The organism is Actinomycetospora endophytica, from assembly GCF_021026375.1.
GTDB classification, from domain to species: domain Bacteria; phylum Actinomycetota; class Actinomycetes; order Mycobacteriales; family Pseudonocardiaceae; genus Actinomycetospora; species Actinomycetospora endophytica.
The window spans coordinates 202,237-214,454 of the sequence record NZ_JAJNDB010000001.1 but is presented as its reverse complement, the minus strand read 5'-3'; the positions used below and the strand labels follow the sequence as shown (position 1 = coordinate 214,454).

Annotated in this window: 12 protein-coding genes; 1 reads left to right on the top strand and 11 read right to left on the bottom strand. The window is 71.8% G+C overall.

The window, feature by feature from the left end; all coding sequences use genetic code 11:
* Positions 1 to 9: 9 nt before the first annotated feature.
* Together LQ327_RS01020 and LQ327_RS01015 are read right to left on the bottom strand one after the other, a co-directional pair.
* A complete protein-coding gene (locus LQ327_RS01020) occupies positions 10 to 1,248 on the bottom strand; it encodes a cytochrome P450 (RefSeq protein WP_230729663.1) in 1,239 nt (412 codons plus the stop codon).
* A gap of 87 nt (positions 1,249 to 1,335) precedes the next feature.
* Entirely contained in the window at positions 1,336 to 2,154 is an 819-nt protein-coding gene (locus LQ327_RS01015; protein ID WP_230729662.1) for an endonuclease/exonuclease/phosphatase family protein, read from the bottom strand.
* 153 nt (positions 2,155 to 2,307) lie between these two features.
* On the opposite strand from LQ327_RS01015, the gene LQ327_RS01010 reads away from it, so the two are divergent.
* Positions 2,308 to 3,243 (top strand): acyl-ACP desaturase, encoded by a 936-nt coding sequence (locus LQ327_RS01010; protein ID WP_230729661.1) that lies wholly within the window; start codon positions 2,308 to 2,310, stop codon positions 3,241 to 3,243.
* A 260-nt stretch (positions 3,244 to 3,503) separates the two neighbouring features.
* Here LQ327_RS01010 and LQ327_RS01005 read toward each other — a convergent pair whose 3' ends face one another.
* The 9 genes from LQ327_RS01005 to LQ327_RS00965 all read right to left on the bottom strand — a co-directional run bounded on the left by LQ327_RS01005 (position 3,504) and on the right by LQ327_RS00965 (position 11,463).
* Positions 3,504 to 3,932, bottom strand: a complete 429-nt coding sequence (locus LQ327_RS01005) for a nitroreductase/quinone reductase family protein (protein ID WP_230729660.1) — start codon at positions 3,930 to 3,932, stop codon at positions 3,504 to 3,506.
* A gap of 109 nt (positions 3,933 to 4,041) precedes the next feature.
* Positions 4,042 to 4,446 carry a YybH family protein gene (locus LQ327_RS01000; RefSeq protein ID WP_230729659.1) on the bottom strand — a complete coding sequence of 135 codons (405 nt, stop codon included), beginning with the start codon at positions 4,444 to 4,446 and terminating at the stop codon, positions 4,042 to 4,044.
* 116 nt (positions 4,447 to 4,562) lie between these two features.
* Positions 4,563 to 6,080: a carotenoid oxygenase family protein gene (locus LQ327_RS00995; protein ID WP_230729658.1), complete on the bottom strand. Its 1,518-nt coding sequence runs from the start codon at positions 6,078 to 6,080 to the stop codon at positions 4,563 to 4,565.
* Positions 6,081 to 6,205: 125 nt separating this feature from the next.
* Positions 6,206 to 6,847: a DNA-3-methyladenine glycosylase family protein gene (locus LQ327_RS00990; protein WP_230729657.1), complete on the bottom strand. Its 642-nt coding sequence runs from the start codon at positions 6,845 to 6,847 to the stop codon at positions 6,206 to 6,208.
* 217 nt (positions 6,848 to 7,064) lie between these two features.
* Entirely contained in the window at positions 7,065 to 7,295 is a 231-nt protein-coding gene (locus tag LQ327_RS00985) for a hypothetical protein (RefSeq protein ID WP_230729656.1), read from the bottom strand.
* 275 nt (positions 7,296 to 7,570) lie between these two features.
* Positions 7,571 to 8,134, bottom strand: coding sequence for a hypothetical protein (locus LQ327_RS00980; protein WP_230729655.1), 564 nt, complete (start codon positions 8,132 to 8,134; stop codon positions 7,571 to 7,573).
* Positions 8,135 to 8,186: 52 nt separating this feature from the next.
* The gene (locus tag LQ327_RS00975; protein WP_230729654.1) at positions 8,187 to 9,395 is read right to left on the bottom strand and encodes an ABC transporter permease; all 1,209 of its coding nucleotides are present in this window, start codon (positions 9,393 to 9,395) and stop codon (positions 8,187 to 8,189) included.
* Positions 9,392 to 10,123 (bottom strand): ABC transporter ATP-binding protein, encoded by a 732-nt coding sequence (locus tag LQ327_RS00970; protein ID WP_230729653.1) that lies wholly within the window; start codon positions 10,121 to 10,123, stop codon positions 9,392 to 9,394. Before LQ327_RS00970 ends, LQ327_RS00975 begins: the two co-directional genes overlap by 4 nt.
* A complete protein-coding gene (locus tag LQ327_RS00965) occupies positions 10,120 to 11,463 on the bottom strand; it encodes an efflux RND transporter periplasmic adaptor subunit (protein WP_230729652.1) in 1,344 nt (447 codons plus the stop codon). Before LQ327_RS00965 ends, LQ327_RS00970 begins: the two co-directional genes overlap by 4 nt.
* Positions 11,464 to 12,218 lie beyond the last annotated feature (755 nt).

Genomic DNA, 12,218 nt, shown 5'->3' with positions numbered 1-12,218 from the left:
TCCTCCTTCTCACCAGCGCAGCGGCAGGTGCGTCAGGCCGTTGATGAAGTTCGACGTCAGGCGGCGCGGGTCGCCGTCGAGCTCGACCGATGGGAGCACGTCGAGGAAGGCGGTGAAGAACGCCCGCATCTGCAGCCGCGCGAAGTGCGCGCCGAGGCAGAGGTGGGGGCCCTGCCCGAAGGCGAGGTGATCGCACGGGTCGCGGTCGACGTCGAAGCGGAACGGGTCGTCGAAGTGGCGCTCGTCGTGGTGCGCCGAGACGTGGTACACGACGACCTTGTCGCCCGCTGCGATGTCCGCTCCGCCCAGGGTGGTGTCGCGGGTGGCGGTCCGTCGGAAGGTCAGCACCGGCGGGTGCAGGCGCAGCATCTCCTCGATCGCGCGCGGGAGCGCGTCCCGGTCCTCACGCAGGCGCGCGTACTGCTCGGGGTGCTCCACCAGCGCCAGCACCCCGCCGGGGAGGGCGGAGCGCACGGTGTCGTTGCCGGCGATCGTGAGGAGGAAGAAGAACATCTGCAGCTCGGCGTCGTCGAGGGACTCCCCGTCGATGCGGGCCTGCACCAAGGCCGTCATGACGTCGTCGACGGGGTGGCGGCGCTTGTGGTCGGCGAGCTCGCCGGCGTAGGCGAACATCTCGGCGAGCATGGCGGGCGAGCGTGGGTTGACCGGGCGCCCGCGCTCGTCGCGGACCACCTCGGCATGCTCAGGATCCTGGTAGCCGATGACCCGGTTGGTCCAGGTCAGCAGCAGGTGCCGGTCGGACTCCGGGACGCCCATCAGCTCGGCGAGATTCGCGAGCGGGAACGCGTCGGTGACCTGGACCGGCAGGTCGCAACTCTTGTCCCCGGCCACCTCGGTGAGCAGGCCGCGGGCCCGCGCGGCGACGTCGTCGGAGAAGCGGTCGAGACGACGGCGGGTGAAGGCGCCGGTCACGAGGCGGCGCAGCCGCTGGTGCTCCGGCGGGTCCATGTTGAGGATCATCCGGCGGATGAAGGGCAGGTCCTCCGGCTCGGGGTCACGGATCTGCGTCGCGCCCAGCCAGGAGCTGAACAGCTCGGGACTGCGCAGCACGGAGTGCACGTCGTCGTAGCGGGTGACCGCCCAGAAGCCGGGCCCGGCGGACCAGTCGCCGATCGCGTGCTCGTCCTGCCACGCGACCGGGGCCTCGTCACGCAACCGCCGCAGTGCCTCGTGGGGGATGCCGCGCGCGAACACCGACGGATCGAAGACGTTGACGTCGTGGTCCATCGACTCTCCTGTACGGCGCGCCCGGAGAAGGGGTCAGCGCAGTGTCCCCCACGGGAGCAGCGCGAGCCGATGGCTCCGTTGGGTCGTTCAGGCGAGGTCGACGGTCACCGCGCAGTGGTCGGAGATCCCGGTGGGCACGACGCCGGCGGTCCAGTCCGCCGGTGGCCCGGCGCGGCCGGGGTCGCGGAGCAGGGCCTGGTCCAACCGGAGTCGGGGACGCGGTCGGGGGTAGGTCGAGCCCCGCCCCAGGGGCCGCCAGGCCGGCAGCAGCCGAGCGGGGATCGCGGCCGGCAGGTTGAGGTCGCCGAGCAGGATCACCGGCCCGGGCAGGTCGGAGAGGGCGGCGGCAAGACGACGGGCCTGTATCGCGTTGAGCGCGGGCACGACCGACAGGTGGGTGGTGACGATGGTGCGGACCGGGGCGGGTTCGGCGAGCACCGCGGCCAGGGCGACGCGGGGTTCGCTGCGCCACGGCCGCGCCGGGAACCCGGGTAGCTCCACGCGCCGCCACCGGCGGACGGGGACCCGGCTGACCAGCGCGATGCCGTAGCCGGGGCTGCTGACTGAGGTCGCGGTGCTCATGGCCGCGGGCTCGCGGTGGCGCGTCGGCCCGGTGTCGCGTCCTCGACGAGCGGCCGGGAGACGACCCACGGTCGCCTCGAACCGCACGTGCTCGGGTCCCGTCACCCCGACGACGGCGGCGGCCAGCTCGGCCTGGTCGATCCGGCCGGAGCGTTCCTGGCCGCGGTCCACCTCCTGCAGGGCCAGCACGTCGGCGTCCAACTCCTGCAGGGCCGACCACAACCGGTGCGGGTCCGCCCGCCCGTCAGGCCCGCGGCCGGCAGCGATGTTCAGCGACGCCACCCGCAGCGCGCGTCTTCCCCGCTCGGGGAGCTCACCACCCACGGTCGACGTTCGTGCCGGCCACCCCTGTCCGTTCGGGATCCGGGCGACCAATCCGCCACCCGGCGTCCGACCATCGTCGCGACGATCATCTTGCGGGCCTGCGGGGCCTTACGCTCGAGCCCCGATCCGGTCTTCGGCAGAACCGAGGCAACGATGACGATCCTGGACAGCACCCGCCTGCTCCTCGACCTCGAGCCCGTGGTCGCCGAGAACCTCGACCGGCACCTCGGGGCCGCGAAGGACTGGATGCCCCACGAGTACATCCCGTGGAGTCTCGGCCGCGACTTCGCCGACCTCGGCGGGCAGGCCTGGGACCCCGAGCAGTCTGCCCTGTCGCCGGCGGCCCGCACGGCGCTCGAGGTCAACCTGCTCACCGAGGACAACCTGCCCAGCTACCACCGGGAGATCGAGCGGGCCTTCGGCCGGGAAGGGGCCTGGGGGACGTGGGTGCACCGGTGGACCGCCGAGGAGGCACGACACGCCTACTGCATCCGTGACTACCTGCTCGTGACGCGCGGCGTCGACCCGGACGAGCTGGAACAGGCGCGGATGAAGGTGATGCAGTCCGGGTTCGACTCGGCGGAGAAGCCGATCCTGCACGTGCTCGCCTACGTCTCCTTCCAGGAGCTCGCCACCCGGGTGTCGCACCGCAACACCGGCCGGTTCGCGGGGGATCCCGTCGCCGAGAAGCTGCTCACCCGGGTCTCCACGGACGAGAACCTGCACATGGTCTTCTACCGGAACCTGACGAGCGCGGCCCTCGAGATCGCGCCGACCGCGACCCTGCGGGCCATCACCGACGAGGTCGTCGGGTTCGCGATGCCGGGCGTGATCATCCCGGGCTTCACCCGCAAGGCGGTCCAGATCGCCCACACCGGAATCTATGACCTGCGTGTCCACCACGACGAGGTGGTGTGGCCCCTGCTGCGGCACTGGAAGGTCTTCGAGCTCGAGGGCCTCGACGCCGAGGGCGAGCAGGCCCGTACCGAGCTCGCCACGTTCCTCGGCCGGATCGACGCCCAGGCCGTGCGGTTCGAGGAACAGCGGGAACGGGCGCGGGCGCGGGCCGCCGCGGACGGGGGCTCGTAGATCGCAGGGATGTCCCTGGGTTCGATCGGCTACCCGGACGCGTGGCCGAGCCCCTCGCGCGATGATGATCGCCTGCGGTTCCGGTGGGTGTTCCCAGCGGCACTGGACGTTGGCGGAAGGGTGCGCGACATGTTCGCGACCGCGCTCCCCACGCCGTCGCGTAGATCGCCGCCGAATGCGACCGGTTGCCGGGGCCCGAACCGGCTCCCGAGCCGCTGCGCAGCGGCGTCGAGTGACGGCAGGCGGGCCGTCGTCCGCGCTCAGGCGCGCGTCAACAGGACCAGCGGAATCTCGCGCCGGGTGCGCTCCTGATAGCCGCGGTAGTTGGAGTACTTGTCCGCGATGAGGGGCCACATCCGTGCGCGCTCCTCCGGCGAGGCGACGGTGGCCCGCCACTTCTCGGTAGGCCCGCCCTTGAGGGACACCTCGACGTCGGGGTTCGCCCGGAGGTTGAGGAACCAGGCCGGATGGATGTCGTCGCCGCCGCGAGAGGCGACGACGACGTACGTCTCGCCCTCGACCAACGGCACCGTGAGCATCACGGAGCGCTTCTGACCTGATTTGCGTCCGATGGTCGTCAGCTCGAGGGCGGGCATCCCGCCGAACTCCCAGCCGACCCTGCCGCCGGTGGCGCCCACGAGCACGCGGTGGACACCGTTCATCGCCTTGAGGACCAGGTCGTGAGGCACGGCCGGGATGGTACTGCCGGCAGGAGTCGCCCCGCTCGCCCCGAGGTGAGGCCCGGACTGAACGATCCTCGGTGGGGTGAAGGTGCCCCGTACTGGCCCGGTCGAGCGGTCACGTGGGCTGCGCGTTCCAGATGTCGACGGCCAGTTGCCACTCTCCCGCAGGCTTGCGCTCCCACACGACGACGTACTTCGCCAGCTGCGTCATCGTCTCGCCGTCCGCCGGCCGCACCGTGATGGTCGCGCGGCCGATCTCGTGCAGCAGCTCGGCGGAACCGTCGAGCCGCAGGGTCTCGAGGCCGACCTCCCGAACTCCCGCGTTCATCAGACCGCGCCAGAACTCCTCGACGTGGGCCCGACCCGTGATCATGGGCGCGTCCGGCGGGAGGACCACCGCGTCCTCCGTGTAGAGCGACGCCACGCGGGCCGCGTCGCCGGCGGCGAAGGCGTCCATGAATTGGCGGTTTCGCGCCTGCACGTCGTCGCGGGCGGCGCCTTCCCGGATGGTCTCGGTCATCGCAAACCTCGAATACTATGACGGTCGTCACACCGTGCTTGGCGGCGTCGGCGCGGTCAAGGGACTCATCAGCCACGTCGGGTCGGCACGCGGAGGTATGTGCGCGGGCAACCGGTCTAGAGACCGATCGCGGCGGCAGCGGTGTCGGCGGTGTGCCACCGGCGCAGCTCCCGCCCGTCGGCCCAGGTGGAGTGGGTTCCGCTGGAGATCCGCTCGGGGAGCTCGAGCGTGCACACCGGCCCGTCGGCGACGCGGGCGGCGTCGAGGACCAGGCAGAACGACGCGTCGGCGTTCATGTCGGTGACCAGCGTGACCAGGTAGCCGTCGTCCTCGCCGGTACTCCCGACCCGGGGTGCCATCGCGGTCTCGCTGCCGTAGATCCCGTCGCCGAAGCGCAGCCGCTCCTCGGCGCCGGTGTGCAGGTCGTGGCGCACCAGGCCGTCGAACAGGAACCATCCGGGTTCGCCGGTGGCGGCCCACGCGTAGCGGTAGGGCTGACCGGCCCGCGCGCCGTTGATCATGCCGAACTCGGTGATCGAGTCGGTGAGCTGTTCCTCGCGGACCTGGCCGTTCGTCAGGTTCAGGCGCCACCGGTGCAGGCGGGTCTGCATGCGGTCCAGGGCGAGGTAGCGGAACGCCCGCTGCCACTTGGTGCCCATCCCGTTGTCCTGAGGCTCGGGGTCGCCCTGGAAGAAGCCGTCGAGGACGATCTCGTCGCCGTCCTCGTAGGCGTTGGTGAAGTGCAGGACGAAGGTCGACTCCGCCTCGAACCAGCGGATGTCCTCGGTGCGGCCGCGGCGGGGGATGACCGCGAAGCGCGAGGGCACGTCCCGGTGCCATCGCGGAGCGTGGACGCCCTGGCCGAGCAACGACGGGTCCCAGAACAGCGGGAAGTCGTTGAGGATCGCGTAGTTCTCGGTGAACGCCATGTCGTGCGGCAGTCGCGGGCCGGGCAGTGGCACGTCGATGTAGTGCGACAGGGCATTGTCGGCGTCGACGACGCCGTAGTGCATGTAGGGCGCCTGCTTCCCGTAGTTGAAGAACAGCAGCTCCCCGGTGCGCTCGTCCGCCTTGGGGTGCGCGGACACGCCCCAGTCCAGGGGGAACCCGCCGCCCCAGGTCTCCTTGCCGCGGGTCTCGGCGGTGAACGGGTCGACCCGGTATAGGTCCCCGCACAGGTAGAAGCTGGTCAGTGCGGTTCCGCGGTGCACCACGATGTCGGTGCTCGACGCGTCCTTCATCCGCTCGCGGGCGCCCCAGCCGTCCTCACGCGGGGACCACGACGGCATCTCGGACACCCCGGCCCACTGGGCGCCGCCCGCGTCGGCCTCGGCCAGCAGCCCGTCGGTGCGGACGAACCGGTTGCGGTAGAACGCGCTTCCGTCCCGGAACCCGACGACGTGGACCATGCCGTCGCCGTCGAAGGGGTGGTAGTTCCGCACCGCGGGATGCAGCGGGTTCTCGGTGTTGCGCAGGTACACGCCGTCGAGGTCGGTGGGGATCTCGCCCTGGACGACACGGAGATCGTCGGCCCGCCACTCGGTGGTCTGCGGTCGCCACGGTCCGGTGCGATAGGGATGATCGTCGTCCGCGGGCAGCGTCGACAGCATCCGCCCCACGATCTCGACGTCCATGCTCGCTCCGATCAGCATCGGTGACGGGTCAGACGCCGAGCTTCCCCCTCGGCCGGCCACGACGTCGAGCGGCGGCGCCGACGTGAGTTGGTGGGGCAGGCGTTGTTCTCCCGACGCCCTGCTGGTCAGGTCTCCAGGCTTCGCCACAGGTAGAGGCAGGCGCGGGTGCGATGGGGCCGCCACGGTTCGGCCAGACGGGTCGTCGTGGGCGTGTCCGGGAGGTCGCCGAGGTCGTACTCGCGCTGCACGGCTTTGCGGATTCCGAGGTCGCCGGCGGCGAGGACGTCGGACCGGTGCAGGTTGAAGATGAGGAACATGTCCGTCGTCCACGCGCCGATCCCGGTCACCGCGGTGAGCGCAGCCCGCACATCGTCGTCGGGCATCTCGGGCAGAGCGGAGAGATCGAGCTTCCCGGCCTCGACATGCTCGGCCAGCGAGCTCAGGGCGCGGCTCTTCGCGTGGGACAGGCCCGCCGCTTCGCGCAGCGGGTCCGGGTCGGCGGCGAGGAGCTGGGCGGCCGTGGGTACCCGGCCGTCGAACTGGTCGAGAAGTCGCCCGTAGATGGCGCGCGCGACCCGGGTCGAGAGCTGTTGGCTGACGATGGCCAGGATCAGCGCCGCGAATCGGTCCCCGGCCGCGTCGTCGATCTCGAGGCTCACGGGCCCGAGGCGTTCGATCAGACGGCGCATCGTGTGGTCGCGCTCGGCCAGGTGCTGATCGGCAGCGATCAGCGGGCGGCCGTCGGAGTAGGTGGGGCGGGTCTCCATCGTCGATCAGCCAGCCTTCCTCGGTGTCCGGGTTCAGCGCGGCAGGCGGGACCACCTGAGCGGGGCGCGGGCGTCGGTCAGGGTCGGATCGGGAGGACCGCCTCAGGCATGACCCACGGTCGCCCACGGCTCCAGCGCCTGTCCACGAGCTGACCTGCGCCGAACGTGCGGGCTCGACGACCGGCGCGGCGCCGGGGCGCGGCCTCGGCCCCGACGGTCAGGAACCGGGACCAGGTCGAGGACCGGCTGCGGTCGACCGGTCGCGGTCACTGCCGCGATAGGAGTCCGCAGCACGGGTCATCACCTCGGCGGCGACCTCCGTCGGCGAGAGCACGGCGACGAGGGTGTCGGCGGCCAGACCCGCCGCACTGAGCAGCAGCCCGGCCGCGGCCTCCGCGACCGCCCCCGCCGAGGCTGCCACCGCCGCCAGCGGAGCAGTCGCACTCATCGCGTCCTGCCCACGCAGCGTCAGGGCGGAGCCGACGGGGTGGTGCGCTGGAGTCGGTGCACCGGCATCGTCGGGAGGGACGGCGCGGAGTACGCCGGGGTTCCGATCGCCCCGGTCCCGTCGGCTCGTCGGTGATCGGCGCGGTGCGGTGGGTGCGGGCATCCCGGGCTCCCTCGGTCCCCCCGGTCGTGTGCAGGGCGCCGTGCAGCATCCTCGGCCGAAGGACACCCTGCGGGCACAGCGCCATCTCCGGCTCGTTGCGGTCCGACCTCCTGTCAGGGCGTCCGTAGTTGGACGAGCGTGGCTTCGGTGCCGCCCAGCCGGTCCTGCTGGCTGCTGACGGTGACGTTCTGGCCCGGCTCTACACCGCCGATCCCGCCGGGACTCGCAACCGCCACCTTCGTGCCGGAGGTCGTGATGAACACCGTCATCGTGCCGTCCGGTGCCCGCACGGTGATCTGTCCGTTGGCGCCGCCGGTCGCCGACTCGACGGTGCCGACGACGTCGGGCATCGAGCCGGGGCCGGTGCGGCGCACGGTCGCCCGGCCGATCCAGGTGCCGAGCGCGAGAAGTGCGACGACCGCCAGCACCGTCAGCAGGAGGCGGGTCGAGCGGGCCAGGCCGGGGCGATGGACGCGGGCGACGAGGTCCCCGGAGTCGAGCGGCTCGTCGAGGGTGGCGACGGCGTCGGCTCGTCGTTCGTCGGAGACCCGGACGGGGGCCCGCGCGGAGCCGGCCGGTTCGCCGCTCGTCGCGGCCGGCAGCCCGTCGGTGTCGGCCTCGTCGTCGTACGGCCTGTTCCCGGCGCCCTCGTGGCCCGGATGCGGTGGTGTGTTCATGGGTGCCTCCGTCTGCGGGGCGGGTCGTCGGGACCGAGGGAGCTCATGGGGATCACTCCCGACGGAGCGCTTCGATGGGCGGCAGGTGGGCCGCCCGCCGCGCGGGGAAGGCGCCGAAGAAGACGCCGATCGCCCCGGAGATGACGATCGCCGCGACGACGGCGACGGGCAGCACGATCGGGGTGAACCCGCCGATGTGGATGAACAGGCTCGACAGCCCGACCAGCACACCGACGATGCCGCCGAGCAGGCTGAGGATCACCGCCTCGATGAGGAACTGGGCGAGGATCGCCGACGGCGGTGCTCCGACCGCTTTCCGGATACCGATCTCGCGGGTCCGCTCGGTCACCGAGACGAGCATGATGTTGGTGATCCCGATCCCGCCGACCAGCAGCGAGATGCCACCGATCGCACCGAGCAGCAGCGTGAACGTGGAAAGGGTCGAGCTGATCACCGAGGCGAGCTGCGCCGAGCTCGACACCTGGTAGTCGCGGTCGTTCGGGTTGGTGACGCCGTGCAGGCGATCGAGGATGTTCTCGATCTCGGCGGTCGCCCCGGTCTGCGTCGCGGCCGAGGTCGACTGGACCACCAGGCGCGAGAAGTTGCCGTAGCCGGTCAGCGAGGACTGCACCGTCGTCAGGGGGGCGATCGCGCTCGAGTCCACGGCCCCGCCGGGGCCGCCCTGACCCGACGACACCAGCGTGCCGACCACCGTGAAGGGCACCCCGTCGAACTGCACCTGCCGGCCGAGGGCGTCGGCGCCCAGGCCGTAGAGGTCGGTGACGACCTGTTGGCCGAGCACGACGACCTTCGCGGCCTGGTCGACGTCCTGCTGGGTGAACGGTGCTCCCGTCGCGATCTTCGCGTTGGTCGCGGCGAAGTAGGCGGGTTCGGCGCCCAGCAGGGTCGCGCTCGACGAGTTCGCGCCCGCGGTCGTCGTCGGGGCGGTGGTCACGACCGGCGAGACCGTGGCGATGTCCGGGGTGCCCTGCCGGTCGGAGAGGGCCTCCAGGTCGGCGGCGTCCAGCGGGCGTCCCGAGAGGCCGGTGTTCCGTGGTGGTTGGCGGGGCAGCACCGTGATGCTGTTGCCGCCGAGGCCGGTGATCTGGTTGCTGATGAAGGCCTGGGCACCGTTGCCGAGCGCCGTCAGCAGGATCACCGCGCCGATGCCGATCGCGATCCCGAGCATCGTCAGCAGCGACCGCAGCCGGTTGGTCACGAGCGCCCGCACGGCGAAGCGGACACTCTCCAGGACGCTCATGCCCGGGGCTCGCCGGCCATCACCGGCCGGGACGGGTCCGTCAGCCGTCCGTCGGTGACCGTCACGACCCGGTCGGCCCGTGCGGCGACCTGACTGTCGTGCGTGATCAGGACGATCGTGCGGCCCGCGGCGTGCAGGCCGTCGAACAGATCCAGCAGCTCCGCCGTCGACTCCGAGTCGAGGTTCCCGGTGGGCTCGTCGGCCAGCAGCAGGGCCGGGGATGCCACGAGCGCCCGTGCGACGGCCACCCGCTGCTGCTGACCGCCGGAGAGCTCGTTGGGTCGATGGCTCTGTCGGTCCTCCAGGCCGACCAGGGTCAGTGCCGCGCGCGCCCGCGCGCGCCGCACCCGCCGTCCCACCCCGGCGTAGATCAGCGGGAGCTCGACGTTGGCGAGGGCCGTCGTCCGCGGGATCAGGTTGAAGGACTGGAACACGAACCCGATCTGCCGGTTGCGCAGGACCGACTGCTGGCGGTCGCTCAGGTCGGCGACGTTCATGCCCTCCAGCCGGAACCGGCCGGACGTGGGCGTGTCCAGGCAGCCCAGGACGTTGAGCAGCGTGGACTTGCCCGACCCGGACTGACCGACCACCGCGACGTACTCGCCGCGCGCGACGACCAGGTCCACGCCGCGCAGGGCGCGAACGGCGTACTCACCCTCGCCGTAGACCTTGGTCAGGGCCCGCACGTCGATCACCGGGGGCTCGGGCCTCGGCCCGGGGCCGGTCATCGGACGCCGCCTCCGCCGCCGCCACCTCCGGCACCACCGCCACCGCCGGCCCCGCCGCCACCACCGCCGCCGGGTCCGGCCGGGGCCGCGGTCGCCGAGGGCAGGACCACCCGGTCGGTGGGAGCGAGGCCGGAGGTGATCTGGGTGACGGTGTTGGAGCTCAGGCCGAGCCCGACCGTCCGGTTCTCGGTGTGCTGGTCGGGGCCCGTGAGCACCGTGACCGTGCCCGTCGCGGCGCCCGGGCCGGAGCTCCGGACGGCCACCGAGGGCAGGAAGGCCGCGTTCGGCACCGACTGGGTGGTGATCGTGACATTGGCCGACATCCCCGCCCGCAGGCCGGGTGGCGTCTGGGGTAGCGACACCGACGTGCCGTACTGGACCGAGGTGCCCGACCCCGGGAGCGCGTCAACGGTGACGACGATGCCCGGCAGGGTCTGTCCGGGCAGCGCGTTGACGGCGACGTCGGCGTGCTGCCCGCTGGCGACCGACCCGATGTTGAGCTCCGGGACGTTGGCCCTGACCTGCAGGCCGTTGAGATCGACGACGGTCATCACCGCCGGGGCCGAGGCGCCCGACGTGACGGTGTTCCCCTGCGACGAGGCGGCGCCCGACGTGCCGCCGGTGCCGGTCTGGGTGCTCGTCCCGCTGGTGCTGGAGCCGGCGCCGGTGCCGCCGTTGGAGGTCGCGCTCCCGCTCGGCAGCGTGCCTCCGGTCGGGTTGCCGGCCGCGGTGGAGCTGATGACGGTGCCCTGCGCGCCGACCATCTGACCGACCTGGGCGTCCAGGCTGGTCACGGTCCCGTCCTGGGGTGCGATCAGCTGGAGGTCGTCGAGCGCCTGCTGATCCTGGACCTGGGTCGCCCTGTCCTGGGCGAGCGTCGCCTGCGCCGACCGGACCTGCGCCCGGGCCGAGTCGATGTTCGCGGCGAGCTGCTGCGGTGTCGTGGCGCCGGTGGTGCCCGCTGCCGTGGTCGGGGCCGCGGCGCTGGTGCCGGCCGCCCTCGTTGTGGTGCCCGTGGGTGCCGCGGCACTCACCGGGGCGGCAGCGACCGGGAGCGCAGCACTCGTGGGAGCCGCCGGTGCCGGCGTCTTGGTGGGGGTCGGGGTGGGGGTCGGAGTGGCGGAGCTGCGCTGGGCCTGGGCCTGGGCGGCATAGGCGGCGTCGAGCGATGCCTGGGCCGAGGTCCGCTGGGCCTCGGCGGCGCGGATCTGGGCCTCGGCGGCATTCAGGTTCGCGCTCGCGGACTCGTCGTCGAGCTCGGCCAGGACCTGCCCCTTCGTGACGTGGTCGCCGAGCCCGACGTCGACCTTCGCGATTTTCCCGGCCGTGTCGAAATCCAACGTCGAACTCGTCCCACTCGTCACGCTGCCGGTGGCCGTGACCGTTCGCGATACCGGACCGTGACCGAGAACTGTCGTGCGGAGGTTCGCGGTCGAGTTCCGTGACCCCGCCGTCAGCAGGTAGGCGGTACCTCCGGCCAGTACGACGACAATCAGGAGGACCGCCCCGTTGATGAGCCAGAGCGACCGGCGGCGTGATGAGCCCGATGAAATGGCCGGCAACCGAACCCCCTCGACCCAGAATTCTGCCGCTGGTCAGAAGCTCGCCCAGATACGTATCTGAAAGCGCTCGACCCGGGCCGGATCGAGGGTCGCATCCGGGATTGCGATCGGCAAGGAAGTCGAGAACCGCGCCGTGTCGTGTCGCTGACCATGCAGGAAATCGTGTGGAAATGATCAGCTGGTTGTACGGCACATTCGTCGGGGACGGGCGGGTGGTGCCGATGTGCTGATCGTGACGGATCGACGGGGTTTGGGTCTTACGATGTATCCGCCCAGCGTTATGAATATCCGAAACCCGAAACCCGAAGATTGGCTCAGCGTCATCCTCACGGGGATCGCATGATCACCGGGACTCAGTGGTCGCCGCAACGGCCCGGGCGCCGACCCGCGCGACGTCTCCCACCACGGAGCCCTCTGCGAACGGGTGCGGGGCGACCGATCTCGGGGCCCGTGCCGGCGACGGGCGAGGCACAGGCTTCCGGTTCCCTGTACCTGCATGGCCGCCGCGCCGTGCGAGCGGTCGGAGAGGGGCC